Below are 19,288 nucleotides of genomic sequence, written 5' to 3'. Positions count from 1 at the left end.
CTCAATGGCCGTTGCCGGAATGGCCACCGGCGTGCGCTTCAGGCCTGGCGCTCGGTGCGTCCCGGTTTTCCGCCGCAGGCCCGCTGGCGGCCGCCTGCTCGGCCTGGGCCCGAGCGAGCTGCGCGGCCTTGCCCAGTTGCTCCAGCGCCAGCAGGTTGCCCCTGCGCACGGCCTCGACGAAGCCCTGGAACGGTACATCGGTAATACCCACCAGGCCGAAATGACCGTTCTCACCGTCCAGCAGGCGTCCGGTCACCGGCTGGTCCAGGTACTGGAACCAGTGCACTCCGACGATGGACGGCTCGCTCAGTGCCTGCTTGAGGAAGTTGGCATAAGCCGGTCCCCGCTCCTCCTCCCGGGCCAGTTCAGTGACGGCGCCCCAGAACGGGCCGCGATCCCGGGAACCGAAGTTGAACTCGGTGACCAGCACCGGCTTGTCGAGACTGCGCAGGTAGGTGAAATCCTGCCCGTCCTGAGGCTTGAGGGTGTACATGTTGAAGCTCAGCACGTCGCAATACTGGGCACAGGAAGCCACCGCCTCAGGTGTGCTGACGGCAAACCGCCCTCCCAGCAGCAGGTGGTTGGGGGCGTGCCACTTCAACGAATCGGCGATGGTCTTGAAATAGGTATCGGCGAAGACTCGCTGGAAGTGCCGATAGTCGGCCTCGATCTCGGGATGCTCGAGGCTTGGCAACGGCGCCTCGAAGCCCGGGTCTTCCAGCAACTCCCAGGCCGGCAGATCGATACCCCAGGCCTTGGACAGCCCCTGTTGGTTGCGATACTTGTCGCGCAGTTGCTTGAGGAAGGCGCGCTTGGCCGGGACATCGGTGGTCAGGCGCAAAGTACCGTAGGCCAGGGCGAAGCGGGATTTCGCGTCATTTCCCGGACCTGCCCAGGCCAGCTCGTTGTCGGCGAAGTAGCCGATCAGCCACGGATCGTCACGATGATCCCGGGCGGCGATGGCCACGGCGCGCTCGGTGGCCATGGCAAAGCGTGGATCGAAGGGATCGGGCATGCCGCCCCACCAGTCGCTGCCGGTACTGATGCTGGCGTAATCACCGACGATCGACAGTGGCAAGGTGTAGGGCACCCGATCGGCCAGGCCCAGGGCCGGCGCGCTCCAGTTGCCGATGGTGTTGAAGCCCCAAGCTTGCAGGCGGTCCAGGGTGTGGCCGAGCCAGCGCTTCTGGTCGAACCCCGGTGCCGCGCAGGGCGTCGCCTGATCGGGCGCCGACACAGCCGCGCCAGCAGCGGCGCAAGGTGCGCCATAAGTACGCTGCAGGTTGGCCCGGTAGAAGTCGTACCAGCGCCCGCTGTTGTAGCCCCGCCCGCGGTCGGCGCCGTTGCCGCCACGGTTGTCGCCATCGCCGTAGTAGACCGCCAGCGGCTCGCCGTCCTTGGGCAGGTCGTTGAACATCCATTCGCGCCCGGCGACATAGGTGCGGTTGTTGTCCGCCGCCAAGGTGTTGACCCCCAGGGAATAGAACGGATGCCCCTCGGGAGTCACCAGGAACCAGCGGCCATCACGCTTCTGGGTACGAAAGAAGCCGCTGGCCTTGAAGGTCGGCCCCTGGCTCAGGCCGCCGAAGCGGTCCAGGGGGGCCTTTTCACGCTCGGCGAGCCAGCCCTTGAGCTGTTGCTGCTCCTTGCTGGCTGCAGCCTTGAGCTGCTCGTCGCTGGCGACCTTCTCCGGCCAGCGGTCCCGGGTCGACTGGCCATAGCCGTCCACCAGGGAGCCATACACGGCGCGAACCACGCCCTTGCCGTCCTGCACGCCGAAACGCTCGAGAAGGATGCTTTGCGAAGCCTTGGGGTTGTCCAGGGACAGGGTCACCGATACCACCTGGCTGCGGTCCAGCTGCCCTTCGCTGCTGGCCAGCAGGATGCGTTGGCCGTCCACGGTCATGGGCATCGGCGGCGCGGCCTTCATGCCCTGCTCCAGGGCACTGCTGGCCACCAAGGGCACCAGCAGCGTCTGCGCTGGGCCGGCGGGCAAGTCGACCCGGCTGACCAGGGTCTGGCCATCGTTGCTCTGGATGGTCACGTAGAGGGTCAGGGCCCAGTCCATCGCACTCTGGATACGCAGGCTCATCAGCCCCGACTGCGACCAGTCCCAGGCCCCCGCCTGGGGGCTCAGGCGCAAGCTGGGACGCAGTGTCGGGTTGAACGTCACCCGCCGCAGCACTTCACCTTCGGCCGTTTGTTCGGCGTTGTACTGCGGCAGGTTGGCATCCTGGGTCGCTACCTGCACCACGGAGGCCGGGCGGACAAAGTTGAACAACGTTTGTTGTCCGGCAGGGGCCGCCAACACAGGCGCGGCAAACAACAGGGCAAGTACGACGGGCAACGAGCGGCGAATCATATGGGCCGGTTTCTCCTTGTAGGGCCGCTGGGCGGCCGGTGCTCAAGCATTGAAGTGAAATAGACAGCAGGGTGCGCAAAGGTGCAGCCCTGCTCGGTAAACCCGTGAAAAGACCTTGGGCGACGTGGATACCCAAACCGTCGCCGGGCGGCGTGCTCGCCTGCCCGGCGCATTGCGGCGCGGGCCGGCCGAACAGGCCGTTGAAAAACCTAGGCAAGGCAGCCAGCGCAAGGCAAAAACAGGCGAAAAAGCGCAGTTCACGAGTGGTAAATGAACATTTTGACCGGGCTGGCGCACCAGCCTGTTTTTAACGCAGCGATGGCAACGCAGGTAGTTTTTCAACGGCCGACTAAGATATTTCCCGGCGAAAAGGCGGCAGGGCATTGAGGATCGCCTTGCCATAGCGCTGGGTGACCAGGCGCCGATCCAACAAGGTGATGGTGCCGCGGTCTTGCTCGGTACGCAGCAGCCGGCCGCAAGCCTGGACCAGCTTGAGGGAGGCATCCGGCACCGAGATTTCCATGAACGGGTTGCCGCCCCGGGCCTCGATCCACTCCGCCAGCGCAGCCTCCACCGGATCGTCCGGAACCGAGAACGGGATCTTGGCGATCACCACGTGCTCGCAATAGGCGCCAGGCAAGTCCACCCCTTCGGCGAAGCTGGCCAGACCGAACAGCACACTGGAATCACCACCATCGACCCGGGCCTTGTGCTTGTTGAGGGTCTCCTGCTTGGACAGGTTGCCCTGGATGAACACCTGCTTGCGCCAGTCGCGATCCAGGCCGTCGAACACGTCCTGCATCTGCTTGCGCGAAGAGAACAGCACCAGGCTGCCCCGGGAGCCTTCCACCAGTTCCGGCAGGTCGCGGATGATCGCTGCGGTATGGGCCGCGGCATCCCGTGGGTCGGCCCGCAGGTCGGGAACCCGCAGCACGCCGGCGTCGGCATGGTGGAACGGGCTGGGGACCACAGCGGTGACGGCCTTCTTCGGCAAGCCGGCACGCATGCGGAAGCGGTCGAAAGTGCCCAGGGCGGTCAGGGTCGCCGAGGTCACGAGGGCGCCGTAGGCCACGTTCCACAAATTGCGGCGCAGCATTTCCGCAGCCAGGATCGGGCTGGCGTTGACCTCGATATCGAACAGCGAGCCGCTCTCGGCCAGGGTCAACCAGCGGGCCATGGGCGGGTTGTCCTCCGGGTCCTCGACGGTGAAGGCCGTCCACAGTTCCCAGTTGCCCGAGGCTCTGGCCAGCAGGCTGCCGAACAGCGGGTACCACTCCTCGGCCTGGTTGCTGGCGATGCCGATGTTGACCTCGCCGTCCATCCCTTCCTTGAGCAGGTCGGTCAGGCGAGTGAAGAGGTCGGTCAGCCGCGAGAAGCCTTTCTTCAGCTCGATGCCCATCTCGCGCATGTGATCGGGAATCAGCCCGCCGACAAAACGATGGCGCGGCCGCTCGCGGCCTTCCATGTCTTCACCGGTCTTGAAATCGGCGATCTGCTCGCAGGCGGTGAACATGAACTGTTGCTGGGTCTTGATCTCCCGCGCCAGCTCCGGCACCTGCTCGATCAGCCGCCCCAGGTCGCCCGGCAGCGGGTGCTGGGCCAGGAGCTTGGTGAGGTTCTTGGCGGTCTGCTCCAGCCAGTCGGCGGTGGAGCGCAACCTGGTGTAGTGGGCGAAGTGGCCGATGGCCTTGTCCGGCAGGTGATGGCCTTCGTCGAACACATAGAGGGTATCGCGCGGGTCGGGCAGCACCGCACCGCCGCCCAGGGCCAGGTCAGCCAGGACCATGTCGTGGTTGGTGACGATCACGTCGACCTTGCCCATGCCTTCCCGGGCCTTGTAGAAGGCGCACTGGCCGAAGTTGGGGCAATGGCGGTTGGTGCACTGGCTGTGGTCGGTGGTCAGGCGCGCCCAGTCGGCGTCTTCCAGGGCGTTGGGCCAGCTGTCGCGGTCGCCGTCCCATTTATTGCCGGCCAGTTTCTCGATCATGCTGGTGAACAGCTTCTGGCTGGCCTCGTCCACCTCGATCTTGAAGCCTTCTTCTTCGAACAGCTGGGCGGTGGCGGTCTGCGCGTGGCCTTCCTGCAGGAGCATGTCGAGCTTGGACAGGCACATATAGCGCCCGCGCCCCTTGGCCAGGGCGAAGCTGAAGTTCAAGCCGCTGTTGCGCATCAGGTCGGGCAGGTCCTTGTAGACGATCTGCTCCTGCAGGGCGACGGTGGCGGTGGCGATCACCAGGCGCTTGCCGGCGGCCTTGGCCGTGGGGATCGCCGCCAGGCTGTAGGCCACGGTCTTGCCGGTACCGGTGCCGGCCTCTACCGCGACCACCGCCGGATCGCCGCTGCGCCGGCCCTCGTCGTCGGTATCGACGTCACCCAGGACCTTGGCCACCTCGGCGATCATCAGGCGCTGGCCATAACGCGGCTTGAGGCTCTTGGCTTCGAGAAAACGCGAGTAGGCGCCCTGGATCGTGGTTTTGAGTTCGTTGCTGATCATGGTTCTTCAGGCGCACAAAACGCTGGATAAATTTTCAGTGGTTCGAATCGGCCGCTATCATACCCCGCTAATTCATCCTGCGCAGAACGGAGTACCCGAATGACCGCTTTCGCCCTCGCCTACAGCCTGCACGTCCTGGCCGCCCTGGTCTGGGTCGGCGGCATGTTCTTCGCCTGGATGGTCCTGCGGCCCGCCGCCGTGGTGGCCCTGGAGGGGCCCCAGCGGCTCCAGCTGTGGGCCCAGGTGTTCCCGCGGTTCTTCGCCTGGGTCTGGGCGGCAGTGGTGATCTTGCCGATCAGCGGCATCGGCCTGCTGCACCTGCGGTTCAACGGCTTTGAAACCGCACCGCGCTATGTGCAGATCATGATGGGCGTGTACCTGGTGATGACCGCGCTGTTCATCCGTATCCAGTCGCTGCAACTGCCGGAGTTGCGCCAGGCGGTAGCGGCCCAGGACTGGCCGGCCGGTGCCGCGGTGCTCGGGCGGATCCGCCGCCTGGTGGGTATCAACCTGATCATCGGCCTGCTGCTGGTGGCCCTGGCGGCTGCCCGACCGAGCTTCTGAAACGCGATCGCCCGCAGGAGCGGGCGATCGGCATGACACCTGGCAAAGCCGGTTAAAGACGCTGCACGGTCAGCGAACCCGCCACGCCTTCCGGACCCGGTTCACCCTGGGCACCGGGACGTCCGCCCTTGCCACCGTCGGCCCGGTAGACCAGGCAGCCCTTGGATTTGCCGCCCGCGCCCGGCTTGCCACCGGCCCCGGCCAAACCGCCGGCACCGCCATCGACCCAGACCTTGATCTGCTCGTCGGGGAAATCCCGCGGCAGCTCCAGGCGTACCTGGCCACCCGCCGCACCCGGGTGGCCATTGCCACCATTGTCCCCATCGGCACCACGTCCGGCCTGGCCCCAGGTGCAGCCTGGTTCATCACCATTGGCTCCATCCAGGCCGACATAACCCGGCGCCCCGGTGCCACCCCGGGCATCCACCGACAGCTCCTGGGCCTTTAGCGACTCGATCCGCAGGTTCAGGTTGCGACCGGGCTTGGCGGTCTTTTCATAGGTCCCCGGCGCCCCCCGGGAGGTGAACTGACTGCCCTCGTCCAATTGTGCCCGCTGGATCACCAGATGCAGGCTCTGCCCGGTGGGCACTATGGCGATCCGCGCCTCGCGCCCCAGATGCAGGTCCTCGACCTTGAGTTCAGTGACATTGGCTGGCACCAGCAAGGTAGCGAAGTCGGCCACGTCCAAGCGTTCCAGGACCAGGCTGCTGGCGGTATTGGGCAAGCGCATGAAGGAATTGGTTTCGACCCTGACCTCCTGGGCCAGGACCAGGGGGCTGAAGAACAGGAGCAGCGGGCAGAGCTTACGCATGATCGGCCTCGACGATAACGGGGGCTGGAAGGGTCTGCAGATGGAAAATACCTACCAGCAGGATTTGCAGGCGATCACGCCAAGGATGGGCACGGCCCTTGAGGCTGCCGTTGAACAGCACCAGCTCCAACAGATGGGTCAGCAGCAACAGGCTGCCCGCCAGGTTGACCAGCAAGTGCAGTGGATTGATCAACGGCCTGGCCAGGTTGATCAACACAACCAGCCAAAACAGCAGGGTCAGAAACTTCCCCAGCCCCCATAAGACCTTCATATGCCCCCCTTGTAAGTTCTTCTTTGCGCGCACAGTAACGACTTATTACCGGGATAAGCCAGAGGGAGACGAAAATTCTTCCCACAACAGTGCGTTAGCGACCGGATCGACGAGGATCGCTGCGCCCGCCTCCCCCATGCCACGCTCGGACGCCCCGGCGCGGCACCTCGGGCCGCGCCGGGCGTGTCTACTCAACGATTGATCTGGATTTCCGTGCGACGGTTCATGGCCCGTCCTTCTGTGGTCTTGTTGTCCGCCACGGGTTGGCTGGCTCCGGCGCCGGTCACCGAGACGAAGCTGGCACGGGGAATACCGCTCTGGATCAAGTACTCCACCACCGAGTGGGCGCGTTTATCCGAGAGTTTCTGGTTGTAGGCAGCCTTGCCGACGCTGTCGGTATGCCCCGTCACCCGTAGTTGTACCGAGGCAGACTCTTGCTTCAGGCGAGTCACTATGGTGTTGAGCTTGGTCTTGTCGGCCTCGGTCAGCTTGGCCGAGTCGAAGTGGAAGTGCACATCGCGCACGACGATGGTTTCTTCCTTGACCACCACGACTTCTTCCACCACGGGAGGGGGCAGTGGGCAGCCGCTGGCATCGACCTGCGCGCCCTTGGGCGTATGCGGGCACTTGTCACGGCTGTCCGGAACGCCATCGCCATCCTCGTCGCCATCGCCATGCACCCAGCAATAGGCACCCGCCAGGCCACCGACAACCAGTGCGCCACCGCCCGCCCACGCCGAGCTTTCGGTGGCGCCCAGCGCCGCGCCGGTGACGCCGCCTACCGCGGCGCAGATCGGCCAGTCGGTTTTTTGCAAACCTGCACAACCAGTCAACACACCGGTCAACAGAACCAGGGGTACTGCCGTACGAATGATGCTCATCTGATTTCTCCTGAGGGATCGGCTCGAGGGCCGATTCACGGAGTAAAGACCTGGCCGAAGGCCCGCGCCAGCAAACCGCCAGCTCCTGTTTCGCCCCGTAAACACGGGGGTCTCGCGAATAAATGAAGAACCGCTCTAGGCCCGCGGATGCCGGCAAGCTAGTCTTGGACGCTCTGATCGAGGAGCGATGATGAGCGTCGGTATTTCTGCCCGTACCCCGCAGCAGGCACTGGCTGCCCTGCTGGACCGTTATGCACCGCAAAGGCTGCTGCTGATCGGCGCCAGCGACTTTCCCGCCCTGGCCGCGTTCAAGGCCGCCCATCCGGCCACCGAAGTGGCCCAGGCCGCCCCCGGGCCCTTGCCCGCCGACCTGGCCGCGCAGCGTTTCGACCTGGCCCTGGTGGTGGATTGCCTGGAGCACCTGCCCAAGCGCGAGGGCCAGAACCTGCTTGGAGGCATCCGCAACCTCAACGCCAGCCGCATCGCCGTGCTGGCCGACCTGGCCGCCTGTGGCTGGCAGGAAACCGACTTCTTCTCCCTGGCCCTGCAAGCCGGCGAGCGCTTCCAGCGGGAGCAACAGGTGCTGACGCTGTTTACCTACGATCTGCTTGAATACAAGCAAGTGCCCGATTGGCTCAATTCACGCTTCTGGGCGAACCCGGAAAATTTTGGAAAGTACTGGTGGTAACACGATGAGCGCTTCGATCTGTCCCTGCGGCAGCGGCAACCTGCTGGACGCCTGCTGCGGCCATTACCATGCCGGCCATCCCGCGCCCTGCGCCGAGGCCCTGATGCGCTCGCGCTACAGCGCCTATGTGCTGGGGCAGGTGGACTACCTGGTAGCCACCACCCTGCCGGCCCAACAGGCAGGGCTGGATCGCCAATCCATCAGCGACTGGAGCGCCCAGAGCACCTGGCTGGGCTTGCAGGTGGAAAACTCGGAGGTATTCGGCGGCCAACCCGAGCATGCCTTCGTCACCTTCACCGCCCGCTGGCACGACAGCCAGGGCGAGCACAGCCATCGCGAACGCTCGTCGTTCGTGCAGAACCAGGGGCGCTGGTACTTCATCGACCCCACGGTGCAACTCAAGGCCTCGCGCAACGATGCCTGCCCCTGCGGCAGCGGGCAGAAATACAAGAAGTGCTGCGCGGGCTACTTCAGCCGCTGAGCCCTCGTCCGCCACGATCAGCCCCGATCCAGGATGGATACAGGGGAGACCAAAAGGAGCCTTGCGATGATCGGTGAGCTGCGCCTGCTACCAATTCTCTGCCTGCTCGGGATGCTGGGCCTGTCCGGCTGCGTGTCGTGGTTCGCCGACGAAGACATCGATCCCGAGGTGCACCTGGTCAAGGTCGAGGTGGTCAAGGCCAACTTGCTGGAGCAGCGCTTCACCCTGCACTTGCGGGTGGACAATCCCAACGACGAAGACCTGACCGTGCGCCGCCTGACCTACCGGGTCTACCTGGAGCGCTTTTTGCTCAGCGATGGCGAGCATGAGCACTGGTTCACCGTCACACCCCATAGCAGTCGCTATTTCAAGGTGCCGGTGCGCACCAACCTGTGGCCGCAGATCCGTGACCTGGTGAAACTCCTGCACAAGCCCGACCGGCCGATTCCCTATCGCCTGGAAGGCGACCTGGAAGTGGGATTATTCATCGGCAAAGACGTGCACCTGAAGCGCAATGGCGTGATAATTCCCGGCGATTTTATCCCGGAGTGACCTTCAATGACCCAGCAACCCCATGTCCATGGCCCTGACTGCAACCACGATCACGACCATCACGACCATGGCCATGTCCACGGCCCGCATTGCAACCACGGCCACCAGGAGCCGGTGCGCAACGCGTTGAAAGACGTCGGCCGCAACGATCCCTGCCCATGTGGCAGCAACAAGAAGTTCAAGAAGTGCCACGGCGCCTGATCCAGCCGTGAAACAACGCCTGCCGGCGGCCTTGCCGGCAAGCGCTGCAGCGCCTACAGCAGCTGCGCCAGATTCACCACCGTGGCGTATTCGCCATGCAGATTGGCCAGTGACATGGCATGCACCTCCTCGGCAGTTCGCAGCCGTCCGGCAAAGTCGGGCTTGTCGAAGGTGAAGCAGGCATCGGCCACCACCCAGACCATGAATCCCAGGTTACCGGCAGTGCGTGCCGTGGACTCCACCGAGTTGTGGGTAGCCACGCCGACGATGACCACTTGCCCGATCCCCGCAGCCCGCAGGTCCGCTTCCAGGGAGTTGCCACAAAACGCATCCGGCACCTGCTTCTGGACCAGCTTCTCCTGCCCCTGGGGACGAAATCGCGACTGGAACTCCACCCCGGACTGACCGGGCCAGAACACCGAGTCCGGCGAGCGTGACAGGTGCTGTACATGGACCACCGGCCAGTTGCGCTCACGCCAGTGGGCGAGTAACTGCAGCATGCGCTCCTCGGCCTGGGGATTGTTGCGCGGCCCCAAGCGGGGGTGCAGGATGCCTTGTTGCTGGTCGATGATGATCAGCGCCGTATCAGCGGTAAGGGGCATGGAGGCTCGTCCTTGGGACATTCGTTCGAAGGCTGCCACTTCAGCACTACCCCACAATCCCGGGCAAGCCCTCGAACAGCGGCGGAGCGATCCAATGCCGGGGTTCGTTGTCCCTATACAAGTCACATCCACCTGGAGCGCTGCATGATCGACCTGTACTACTGGACCACCCCCAACGGCCACAAGATCTCGCTGTTCCTCGAGGAAGCCGGGCTGCCCTACAACCTGTACCCGGTCAACATCGGCCTGGGCGAGCAATTCAAGGCCGAGTTCCTCAAGATCGCGCCCAACAACCGCATCCCGGCCATCGTCGACCACCAGCCGGCCGACGGCGGCGCACCACTGTCGCTGTTCGAGTCCGGGGCGATCCTGTTGTACCTGGCGGAGAAGACCGGCCGCTTCCTGCCCCAGGACCTGCGCGGACGCCAGGAAACCCTGCAATGGCTGTTCTGGCAGATGGGAGGCCTGGGGCCGATGGCCGGGCAGAACCATCATTTCGCCCACGCCGCCCCGGAGCGGATCCCCTACGCCGTCAAGCGCTACGTGGACGAAACCGCCCGCCTCTACGGTGTCCTGGATCGACGCCTGGCGGACCGGCCCTTCGTCGCCGGCCGCGACTACAGCATCGCCGACATGGCGATCTACCCCTGGGTCGCCTCCTACAAGAAGCAGAGCCAGAGGCTCGAGGACTTCCCGCACCTGCATGGCTGGTTCAACGGCATCAAGGCGCGACCGGCCACCGAGCGTGCCTACGCCCTGGTGGAACGGGTCAACCCGGCCTGAACCGGGCCCCGCAAGCGCTCCTGCAACCCTGCGGCGCAGGCCTTCGTCCGGGCCTGCGATAAATACCTGTCGCCCCGCTTGCGCGGCACACGCCTGCTCACTAACGTAGCGCCTTTATCGACGCTACCCCCCGCAGGAGCTTTGCCATGGCCTCGCCAGCCTTCTCACATGTTCTTCCCCGATTCGGCGTTGCCGCGGCAGTAGCCGGCGTCCTGAGCCTGGCCGGTTGCCAGTCCTGGAACGCCCAGAACAGCCTGCCTCCCACCTCCGGTGTGCAACCGCTCAAGGGCCTGGCCCAGAACGTCTCGATACGCCGCAACGCCGTGGGCGTGCCACTGATCGAGAGCAACAGCTTCCACGATGCCCTGTTCAGCCTGGGCTACGTCCATGCCGGCGACCGCATCGGCCAGATGGTGACCCTGCGCCTGCTGGCCCAGGGCCGCCTGGCGGAAATGTCCGGCGCCGACGCCCTGGACGTCGACCGCCTGATGCGCGCGGTGAACCTGAAGAAAAGCGCCGACGAGCTGTACAAGGCCTCTTCGCCACGGATCAAGCGCTTCTTCGAGGTCTATGCGCGGGGCGTCAACGCCTACCTGTTCCGCTATCGCGACAAGCTGCCGCCGGACCTGGCGGCCTACGGCTACACCCCCGAATACTGGAAACCCGAAGATTCGGCGCTGATCTTCTGCCTGCTGAACTTCGGGCAATCCGCCAACCTGTTCGAAGAGCTCAACGCCCTGGTGCTGGCACGCAAAGTCGGCAGCGACAAGCTGCCCTGGCTGACCCCCAGCTACCCCGACGAACCCCTGCCCCTGGCCGAGGCCGAGAAGCTCAAGGGCCTGAACCTCGAGATCCCCGGCCTGGACGAACTCAGCCGCGCCGCCAGCCAGTTGGCCCGGCTCAACACCCTGGGCCTGAGCGGTGGCAGCGACCTGGCCATCGCGCCCCAGCGCAGCCGTAACGGCCGGAGCCTGCTGGCCAGCGACAGCCAGGCCGCTGCCTGGCACTACGTCCAGTTGCGCGCACCCAAGTACCAGGCCGCCGGTGCTGCGATCCCCGGCCTGCCGGCGATCCTCCAGGGCTTCAACGGCAAGGTGGCCTGGAGCCTGAGCTCGGTGCAAGGCGACAACCAGGACCTGTTCCTGGAAAAACTCAAGCGCCAGGGCAATGCCCTGTACTACTTGAACAACGGCAAATGGCAGCCGGTGGCCGTGCGCAACGAGACCTACTTCGTCAAGGGCCAGCGCCCGCTTCGCGAAGCGGTGTACGAAACTCGCCACGGCCCCTTGCTCAACAGCGCCCTGGGCGCCAGCCAGGCCAACGGCCTGGGCTTGGCCCTGCAGATGCCAGAGCTCAAGGACGACCGGAGCCTGGATGCGTTCTTCGACCTGTCCCGGGCGCAGAGCGCCGAGAAGGCCTCGGACGCCAGCCGGGAAATCCGCGCCATCGCCCTGAACCTGCTGTTCGCCGATGCCAGCCACATCGGCTGGCAGGTCACCGGACGCTTCCCCAACCGTCGTGAAGGCGAAGGCCTGCTGCCCTCCCCTGGCTGGGAGGGTCGGTATGACTGGGACGGCTATGCCGATCCGATGCTGCACCCCTACGACCAGGATCCGGCCCAGGGCTGGCTCGCCATCGCCAACCAGCGGGTGATTTCCCGTGGCTACGGCATGCAGCTGTCCAACTCCTGGGACGCCCCGGAACGCGCCGAGCGCCTGGCCCAGCTCGCCTCCAGCGGCAAGCAGGACAACCGCAGCCTGATCGCCATGCAATACGACCAGACCACCCTGTTCGCTGCCAAGCTGAAGAAAATGTTCGAGGCCCCCGGCATGGCCCAACCGCTGAAGAAGGCCATCGATACCCTGCCCGATGCCGACCGGGCCAGGGCCTGCGAGGCCTACAGCCGCCTGATGGCGTTCGATGGCAAGCTCAGCGCCGGCTCGGCGGATGCGGCACTGTACGAACTGTTCCTGCAGGAGAGCGCCCGGCAGGTCTTCCTCGACAAGCTGGGCCCGGAATCCGCCGCCCCCTGGCAGGCCTTCGTCGCCAACGGCAGCCTGTCCTACTCGGCCCAGGCCGACCACCTGCTGGGCCAGGAAGACAGCCCGTTCTGGGACGACCCGCGCACGCCACAGAAGGAAGACAAGCCGGCGATCCTGGCCCGCAGCCTGGCCGCCGCGGTCAAGTCCGGCGAGCAACTGCTGGGCAACGATCGCAAGGCCTGGCAATGGGGCAAGCTGCACAGCTACAGCTGGATCGGCAACGACGGCAAGGCCATCCGCGGGCCATCGCAGGCCGGCGGCGACCACAACACCATCAACGCCACGCCGTACCGCTGGGGCCAGGACTTTGCCGTCAGCGCCGCCCCGGCCTTGCGCATGATCGTCGACTTCGGCCTCAGCGAGCCCTTGATGGGGCTCAACAGCAGCGGCCAGTCCGGCAACCCGGCCAGCCCCCACTACGTCAATGGCATCGATGGCTGGTTCAAGGCCCAGTACCTGAGCTTCCCGATGCAGCCGCAGAACTTCGAGCGCAGCTACGGCAAGACCCGCCTGACCCTGGTCCCGGGCAAGTAACTCCCCCGCCCTGCGCCCCGCTCGTGCACCCAGTACGAGCGGGGCCTGCCCCCACAACGTGCACCCTGTACGCAACCATCCCCGGCTGGCACCGCTGTTCCTTCAGCGCCAGCTGAGCACCCGCCCTCTTTCAGCGCGAGCGCTGCCTCACCAAGGCTCCCCAGGCTTTTAAAACAGCTGTTCGGGACTCTGGTTCGGAAATTGCTACTTTCATTAAGTCTTATGCGTTGCAGTAACAGCACTCATGCGCCACAAGCGCTCATATCGGCTCTTAGGGATTGAATAATGAAAAAAGCATTGCTGACCCTTTCTGCACTGGCACTGTGCATGGCCGCCGGCTCGGCGCTGGCCAAGGAATACAAGGAGCTGCGCTTCGGCGTCGATCCTTCGTATGCGCCTTTCGAATCCAAGGCCGCCGACGGCAGCCTGGTGGGCTTCGACATCGACCTGGGCAACGCCATCTGTGCCGAGCTGAAGGTCAAGTGCAAATGGGTCGAAAGCGACTTCGACGGCATGATCCCTGGCCTCAAGGCCAACAAGTTCGATGGCGTGATCTCGTCCATGACCGTGACTGCGGCCCGGGAAAAAGTGATCGACTTCTCCAACGAGCTGTTCTCCGGCCCCACCGCCTTCGTATTCAAGAAAGGCTCGGGGTTGAGCGAAGACACCGCCTCGCTCAAGGGCAAGACCATCGGTTACGAGCAAGGCACCATCCAGGAAGCCTACGCCAAGGCCGTGCTGGACAAGGCCGGGATCAAGACCCAGGCCTACCAGAACCAGGACCAGGTCTATGCCGACCTGACTTCCGGGCGCCTGGACGCATCGATCCAGGACATGCTGCAAGCCGAACTGGGCTTCCTCAAGTCGCCCCAGGGAGCTGACTATGAGATCAGCAAACCGGTGGACGACCCCCTGCTGCCAGCCAAGACCGCGGTGGGTATCTCGAAAGGTAACAAAGAGCTGAAAGCGCTCCTGGATAAAGGTATCAAAGCGTTACACGATGATGGCACCTACGCCACCATCCAGAAAAAACACTTCGGTGACCTGAACCTCTACAGCGGTAAATAACCTGCCGGCGCCCATCCTCGATGGGCGCCTTTTTTATCGTCACGGGTCACTAATCGATGTTCGAACAACTCCTAACAAACCTGGGGCTTTCCGCGTTCAGCTTGAAGGGTTTCGGCCCCTTGCTGCTGGAAGGTACCTGGATGACCGTCAAATTGTCGGTGCTATCGCTGCTGGTCAGCGTGCTGCTGGGCCTGATCGGCGCCAGCGCCAAACTCTCCAGCCTTGCCTTGCTACGCATACCTGCCCAGCTCTACACCACCTTGATTCGCGGCGTGCCGGACCTGGTGCTGATGCTGCTGATCTTCTACAGCCTGCAAACCTGGCTGACGTCCTTCACCGATTTCATGGAGTGGGAATACATCGAGATCAATCCCTTCAGCGCCGGGGTGATCACCCTGGGCTTCATCTATGGCGCCTATTTCACCGAGACCTTCCGTGGCGCGATCCTCGCCGTGCCCCGGGGCCAGGTGGAAGCGGCCACCGCCTATGGCCTCAAGCGCAGCCAGCGCTTTCGCTTCGTGGTCTTCCCGCAGATGATGCGCTTCGCCCTGCCGGGCATCGGCAACAACTGGATGGTGATGCTCAAGGCCACGGCCCTGGTGTCGATCATCGGCCTGGCCGATCTGGTCAAGGCCGCCCAGGATGCCGGCAAGAGCACCTACCAGCTGTTCTATTTCCTGGTTCTGGCGGCGCTGATCTACCTGCTGATCACCAGCGCTTCCAATTTCGTCCTGCGTCGGCTTGAACGGCACTATGCCGCGGGTGCCCGGGAGGCCGTGCGATGATCGAACTCCTGCAGGAATACTGGCGCCCGTTCCTCTACAGCGACGGCTACCACATCACCGGCCTGGCCATGACCATGTGGCTGCTCACGGCCTCGATCGCCATCGGCTTCGTGGTATCGATCCCGCTGTCCATCGCCCGGGTCTCGCCCAGGCGCCTGGTACGCTGGCCGGTGCAGTTCTACACCTACCTGTTCCGCGGCACGCCGCTCTATATCCAGTTGCTGATCTGCTACACCGGGATCTACAGCATCGCCGCCGTCCGCGCCCAGCCGGTGCTGGATGCGTTCTTTCGCGATGCGATGAACTGCACCATCCTGGCCTTCGCCCTGAACACCTGCGCCTACACCACGGAGATCTTCGCCGGGGCGATCCGCAGCATGGCCCATGGCGAGGTCGAGGCCGCCAAGGCCTACGGTTTGAGCGGGTGGAAGCTCTATGCCTACGTGATCATGCCCTCGGCCCTGCGCCGTTCGCTGCCGTACTACAGCAACGAAGTCATCCTGATGCTGCACTCGACCACCGTGGCCTTCACCGCGACCGTTCCCGACATCCTGAAAATCGCCCGTGATGCCAACTCGGCGACCTTCCTGACGTTCCAGTCGTTCGGCATCGCCGCGCTCATCTATCTGTGCGTGACCTTCACCCTGGTGGGCCTGTTCCGCCTGGCCGAACGCCGCTGGCTGGCCTTCCTTGGCCCGACCCACTAGGACTTGCAGCAGGAAAAACACCCAATGCGCCATGAGATCCACGACCTGCTCGCACCGTTGCCGGGCACCGCGCGGCAGGTCCACAGCTTTCACTTCGGCCCCGCCCAGGCCGCTCGCAAGATCTACATCCAGGCTTCGCTGCACGCCGATGAAATGCCCGGCATGCTGGTGGCCTGGCACCTCAAGCAACGCCTGGGGCAATTGGAGGCCGCCGGCCGCCTGCACCACGAAATCGTCCTGGTACCGGTGGCCAACCCCATCGGCCTGGAGCAGGTATTGATGGACGTCCCCCTGGGGCGCTACGAACTGGAAAGCGGGCAGAACTTCAATCGCAGCTTCGCCGACCTCGGCCTGCAGGTGGGCGATGCCATCCAGGACCTGCTCGATGAGGATCCCCAGCACAATCTCGACTTGATCCGCCGACACCTGGCCGATGCCCTGGCGCGCCAGCGGCCCGAGACCCAGTTGCAGTCCCTGCGCCTGACCCTGCAACGGCTGGCCTGCGATGCCGAACTGGTACTGGACCTGCATTGCGACTTCGAGGCCGTGGCGCATTTGTACACCACCCCCGAGGCCTGGCCACGGATCGAACCGCTCGCCCGCTACATCGGCTCCCAGGCGAGCCTGCTGGCCACCGACTCCGGCGGTTTGTCGTTCGATGAGTGCTTCACCCTGCCCTGGTGGCAACTGCAGCAACGTTTTGGCGAGCGCTTCACGATCCCCACCGGCACTTTGGCAGTCACCGTCGAGCTGCGCGGCCAGGGCGACGTCAACCACCCGCTGGCCAGCCGCGATTGCCAGGCCCTGCTGGACTACCTGACCCACTATGGCGCCATCGCTGGCGAGGCATCGCAGCTGCCGGAGCTGGCGTTTCCAGCAACGCCACTGGCCGCAGTGGAACCGGTGGCGACGCCGTTGGGCGGGCTGCTGGTGTTCACCGCCCTGCCGGGACAGTACCTGGAGGCCGGACAGCAAGTGGCCGAGATCATCGACCCGATCACCGACCGAGTCACCCCCATCCATTGCCGCAACGCCGGGCTGATGTATGCCCGCTCGCTGCGCCGCATGGCCACCGCCGGCATGGTGGTCGCCCATGTCGCCGGTCGCGAAGCCTATCGCAGCGGCTATCTACTTTCGCCTTGAGGATGCATGCCCCATGTACAAATTGACCGTTGAAGGCCTGCATAAATGCTATGGCGACAATGAAGTGCTCAAGGGTGTTTCCCTCAAGGCCAGAACTGGCGACGTGATCAGCCTGATCGGCGCCAGCGGCTCGGGCAAGAGCACCTTCCTGCGTTGCATCAACTTCCTCGAGACCCCGGATGACGGGGCCATGAGCCTGGATGGCCAGCAGATCCGCATGGTCAAGGACCGCCATGGCATGCATGTGGCCGACCCCACGCAGCTGCAGCGCATTCGTACCCGGCTGGCGATGGTGTTCCAGCATTTCAACCTGTGGAGCCACATGACCGTACTGGAGAACATCACCATGGCTCCGCGCCGGGTACTCGGGGTCAGCACCAGGGACGCCGAGGAGCGGGCCAGACGCTACCTGGACAAGGTCGGCCTGCCGGCCCGGGTCGCCAGCCAGTACCCGGCCTTCCTCTCCGGCGGCCAGCAGCAACGGGTGGCCATCGCCCGGGCGCTGGCCATGGAACCGGAGGTGATGCTGTTCGACGAGCCCACCTCGGCCCTGGACCCGGAACTGGTGGGCGAGGTGCTCAAGGTGATCCAGGGGCTGGCGGAGGAAGGCCGGACCATGATCATGGTGACCCACGAGATGAGCTTTGCGCGCAAGGTCTCAAGCCAGGTGCTGTTCCTGCACAAGGGCCTGGTGGAAGAAGAAGGTGCGCCCGAAGAGGTCCTGGGCAACCCCAGGAGCGAGCGCCTGAAGCAGTTCCTCAGTGGCAACCTGAAGTAGCCCGTCGCCCGCGCCGCTTCAGCGGGCGCGGGTGCCAGGCGCCCTGCGGCTCAGGCCACAGGCGCGGGTGGCGGCTCGTCCGGCAGGGTCGGCTCGCCAGGCTCGCTGGGCTCGGCGGGCTGTGGGGTATCGGGATCTGGCTGGCCGGGGATGCCCCCCGCCATGTCGACAGGAGGATGCGCCAGCAGGCTCCAGGCCAGTACCCCAACCTGATTGGGTTCGAGCCTTGCCAAGGTGGCGCTTATTCGGGGATCGATCTTCATGGGGCACTCCTGGGCTGTACCCGGCACGCCTTGCGCGTGCCGGCGGACACTGCAATAGAGTGTCCGCCCGCCGAGGAATTCCCGCTGTTCGTCAGACGAACGGGATCAGGTACGCGGCAGGGTGACGCCGCGCTGGCCTTGGTATTTGCCGCCACGGTCCTTGTAGGACACTTCGCATTCTTCGTCGGACTGCAGGAAGAGCATCTGCGCCACGCCTTCGTTGGCGTAGATCTTCGCCGGCAAGGTGGTGGTGTTGGAGAACTCCAGGGTCACGTGGCCTTCCCACTCGGGTTCCAGCGGGGTGACGTTGACGATGATGCCGCAACGGGCGTAGGTGCTCTTGCCCAGGCAAATGGTCAGCACGTCACGCGGAATGCGGAAGTACTCGACGGTACGGGCCAGGGCGAAGGAGTTTGGCGGAATGATGCACACGTCGCTCTTGATGTCGACGAAGCTGCCGGCATCGAAGTTCTTCGGGTCGACGGTGGCCGAATTGATGTTGGTGAACACCTTGAATTCGTCGGCGCAGCGCACGTCGTAGCCGTAGCTGGAGACGCCGAAGGAGATGACCCGGCTGTCCTGTTCGCCGCGCACCTGGCGCTCGACGAACGGTTCGATCATGCCGTGCTCTTGCGCCATGCGGCGAATCCACTTGTCCGATTTGATGCTCATGGCGGGAGTCCTGAAATAACGAGGTGAAAAATTCTGTGCGGCATCTTACCGGGGCGCGGGGCAGGGTTCAAAGTCCAGGCTGCTTTTCTCGCTCCATCCCGCGTTTTTCAAGGGCTACAAGACAGATGGCCGGTCACCGATCACGAAAACCGAGAAACCTTCGCAATGGCCATTGGCACGTTCGGGAAAAAGGTTTAAGGTGGCGCCACTGTGCTGCTTGTGTCACTGAGAATCTCTACACGATGTTGAATTTCGATCCAACCATCTTCAAGAATTTTTCCTGCTCTTTGCACTCAGTCTCGGCCCGGGCTTTTCCCGAGTCGCAGTTAACTTTGTCCAAGGAGATACACCATGTCTAATCGCCAAACCGGTACCGTTAAGTGGTTCAACGATGAGAAAGGCTTCGGCTTCATCACCCCACAATCCGGTGACGACCTGTTCGTACACTTCAAAGCCATCCAGGCTGACGGCTTCAAAACCCTGAAAGAAGGCCAGCAGGTTTCTTTCGTCGCTACTCGCGGCCAGAAAGGCATGCAAGCTGAGGAAGTACAAGTTATCTAACTTGCACTGATCCAGTAAAAAGCCCCGCCCTCAACAGCGGGGCTT

The 19,288-nt window shown here is 64.2% G+C and carries 22 protein-coding genes; 14 read left to right on the top strand and 8 right to left on the bottom strand.

The genetic code is table 11. The features are described 5' to 3' along the window. Window position 1: 1 nt before the first annotated feature. The gene (locus C4K40_RS06710; protein ID WP_053135543.1) at window positions 2-2,362 is read right to left on the bottom strand and encodes a beta-galactosidase; all 2,361 of its coding nucleotides are present in this window, start codon (window positions 2,360-2,362) and stop codon (window positions 2-4) included. Window positions 2,363-2,486: 124 nt separating this feature from the next. On the opposite strand from C4K40_RS06710, the gene C4K40_RS31495 reads away from it, so the two are divergent. Then, the gene (locus C4K40_RS31495; RefSeq protein WP_157064369.1) at window positions 2,487-2,636 is read left to right on the top strand and encodes a hypothetical protein; all 150 of its coding nucleotides are present in this window, start codon (window positions 2,487-2,489) and stop codon (window positions 2,634-2,636) included. Window positions 2,637-2,711: 75 nt separating this feature from the next. On the opposite strand, the gene dinG is transcribed toward C4K40_RS31495, so the two are convergent. Continuing rightward, a complete protein-coding gene (gene dinG, locus C4K40_RS06705; RefSeq protein ID WP_022642691.1) occupies window positions 2,712-4,856 on the bottom strand; it encodes an ATP-dependent DNA helicase DinG in 2,145 nt (714 codons plus the stop codon). A 99-nt stretch (window positions 4,857-4,955) separates the two neighbouring features. Between dinG and C4K40_RS06700 the strand changes: the two genes are divergently transcribed. Then, window positions 4,956-5,420: a CopD family protein gene (locus C4K40_RS06700; protein ID WP_053135546.1), complete on the top strand. Its 465-nt coding sequence runs from the start codon at window positions 4,956-4,958 to the stop codon at window positions 5,418-5,420. Between the two features lie 52 nt (window positions 5,421-5,472). Here the strand turns inward: C4K40_RS06700 and C4K40_RS06695 are convergent, their stop codons facing one another. The 3 genes from C4K40_RS06695 to C4K40_RS06685 all read right to left on the bottom strand — a co-directional run bounded on the left by C4K40_RS06695 (window position 5,473) and on the right by C4K40_RS06685 (window position 7,383). Next, on the bottom strand, window positions 5,473-6,231 hold the full coding sequence (locus tag C4K40_RS06695; protein ID WP_022642689.1) for a hypothetical protein: 759 nt from the start codon (window positions 6,229-6,231) through the stop codon (window positions 5,473-5,475). Next, complete coding sequence (locus C4K40_RS06690) at window positions 6,224-6,502, bottom strand: DUF1145 domain-containing protein (protein ID WP_022642688.1); 279 nt, start codon at window positions 6,500-6,502, stop codon at window positions 6,224-6,226. The genes C4K40_RS06695 and C4K40_RS06690 overlap by 8 nt, the downstream gene beginning before the upstream one ends. A 191-nt stretch (window positions 6,503-6,693) precedes the next feature. Beyond that, window positions 6,694-7,383, bottom strand: coding sequence for an OmpA family protein (locus C4K40_RS06685; RefSeq protein ID WP_053135549.1), 690 nt, complete (start codon window positions 7,381-7,383; stop codon window positions 6,694-6,696). A 190-nt stretch (window positions 7,384-7,573) separates the two neighbouring features. Here C4K40_RS06685 and C4K40_RS06680 point away from each other — a divergent pair, with 190 nt between their 5' ends. The 4 genes from C4K40_RS06680 to C4K40_RS06665 all read left to right on the top strand — a co-directional run bounded on the left by C4K40_RS06680 (window position 7,574) and on the right by C4K40_RS06665 (window position 9,305). Then, complete coding sequence (locus tag C4K40_RS06680; protein WP_022642686.1) at window positions 7,574-8,071, top strand: DUF6231 family protein; 498 nt, start codon at window positions 7,574-7,576, stop codon at window positions 8,069-8,071. A gap of 4 nt (window positions 8,072-8,075) precedes the next feature. Continuing rightward, window positions 8,076-8,552: a YchJ family protein gene (locus C4K40_RS06675; protein WP_022642685.1), complete on the top strand. Its 477-nt coding sequence runs from the start codon at window positions 8,076-8,078 to the stop codon at window positions 8,550-8,552. Between the two features lie 66 nt (window positions 8,553-8,618). Beyond that, a complete protein-coding gene (locus C4K40_RS06670; RefSeq protein ID WP_053135552.1) occupies window positions 8,619-9,104 on the top strand; it encodes an LEA type 2 family protein in 486 nt (161 codons plus the stop codon). Between the two features lie 6 nt (window positions 9,105-9,110). Next, window positions 9,111-9,305 carry an SEC-C metal-binding domain-containing protein gene (locus C4K40_RS06665; protein ID WP_031321030.1) on the top strand — a complete coding sequence of 65 codons (195 nt, stop codon included), beginning with the start codon at window positions 9,111-9,113 and terminating at the stop codon, window positions 9,303-9,305. A gap of 53 nt (window positions 9,306-9,358) precedes the next feature. Here the strand turns inward: C4K40_RS06665 and C4K40_RS06660 are convergent, their stop codons facing one another. After that, window positions 9,359-9,907: a cysteine hydrolase family protein gene (locus C4K40_RS06660; RefSeq protein ID WP_022642682.1), complete on the bottom strand. Its 549-nt coding sequence runs from the start codon at window positions 9,905-9,907 to the stop codon at window positions 9,359-9,361. Window positions 9,908-10,051: 144 nt separating this feature from the next. Here C4K40_RS06660 and C4K40_RS06655 point away from each other — a divergent pair, with 144 nt between their 5' ends. The 7 genes from C4K40_RS06655 (at window position 10,052) to C4K40_RS06625 (ending at window position 17,747) form a co-directional block, all read left to right on the top strand. Next, the gene (locus C4K40_RS06655; RefSeq protein ID WP_022642681.1) at window positions 10,052-10,690 is read left to right on the top strand and encodes a glutathione binding-like protein; all 639 of its coding nucleotides are present in this window, start codon (window positions 10,052-10,054) and stop codon (window positions 10,688-10,690) included. Between the two features lie 146 nt (window positions 10,691-10,836). Then, a complete protein-coding gene (locus tag C4K40_RS06650) occupies window positions 10,837-13,266 on the top strand; it encodes a penicillin acylase family protein (RefSeq protein WP_053135559.1) in 2,430 nt (809 codons plus the stop codon). Between the two features lie 285 nt (window positions 13,267-13,551). Continuing rightward, the gene (locus C4K40_RS06645; RefSeq protein WP_031321029.1) at window positions 13,552-14,334 is read left to right on the top strand and encodes a transporter substrate-binding domain-containing protein; all 783 of its coding nucleotides are present in this window, start codon (window positions 13,552-13,554) and stop codon (window positions 14,332-14,334) included. A 56-nt stretch (window positions 14,335-14,390) separates the two neighbouring features. Beyond that, window positions 14,391-15,119, top strand: a complete 729-nt coding sequence (locus C4K40_RS06640) for an ABC transporter permease (protein ID WP_053135562.1) — start codon at window positions 14,391-14,393, stop codon at window positions 15,117-15,119. After that, window positions 15,116-15,826, top strand: coding sequence for an ABC transporter permease (locus C4K40_RS06635; protein ID WP_022642676.1), 711 nt, complete (start codon window positions 15,116-15,118; stop codon window positions 15,824-15,826). The genes C4K40_RS06640 and C4K40_RS06635 overlap by 4 nt, the downstream gene beginning before the upstream one ends. Before the next feature lie 24 nt (window positions 15,827-15,850). After that, window positions 15,851-16,969 (top strand): succinylglutamate desuccinylase/aspartoacylase family protein, encoded by a 1,119-nt coding sequence (locus C4K40_RS06630; RefSeq protein WP_053135565.1) that lies wholly within the window; start codon window positions 15,851-15,853, stop codon window positions 16,967-16,969. 13 nt (window positions 16,970-16,982) lie between these two features. Further along, entirely contained in the window at window positions 16,983-17,747 is a 765-nt protein-coding gene (locus C4K40_RS06625) for an ABC transporter ATP-binding protein (RefSeq protein ID WP_053135568.1), read from the top strand. A gap of 50 nt (window positions 17,748-17,797) precedes the next feature. On the opposite strand, the gene C4K40_RS06620 is transcribed toward C4K40_RS06625, so the two are convergent. Further along, window positions 17,798-18,010 (bottom strand): hypothetical protein, encoded by a 213-nt coding sequence (locus tag C4K40_RS06620; protein ID WP_022642673.1) that lies wholly within the window; start codon window positions 18,008-18,010, stop codon window positions 17,798-17,800. Window positions 18,011-18,115: 105 nt separating this feature from the next. Continuing rightward, a complete protein-coding gene (gene dcd, locus C4K40_RS06615) occupies window positions 18,116-18,682 on the bottom strand; it encodes a dCTP deaminase (RefSeq protein ID WP_003258001.1) in 567 nt (188 codons plus the stop codon). A gap of 351 nt (window positions 18,683-19,033) precedes the next feature. Between dcd and C4K40_RS06610 the strand changes: the two genes are divergently transcribed. Then, complete coding sequence (locus C4K40_RS06610; protein WP_010445013.1) at window positions 19,034-19,243, top strand: cold-shock protein; 210 nt, start codon at window positions 19,034-19,036, stop codon at window positions 19,241-19,243. The last annotated feature ends 45 nt before the right edge of the window (window positions 19,244-19,288 follow it).

The organism is Pseudomonas sp. CMR5c (genome assembly GCF_003850545.1).
Lineage (GTDB): Bacteria > Pseudomonadota > Gammaproteobacteria > Pseudomonadales > Pseudomonadaceae > Aquipseudomonas > Aquipseudomonas piscis.
This window is presented reverse-complemented; position numbering and strand designations above follow the sequence as displayed.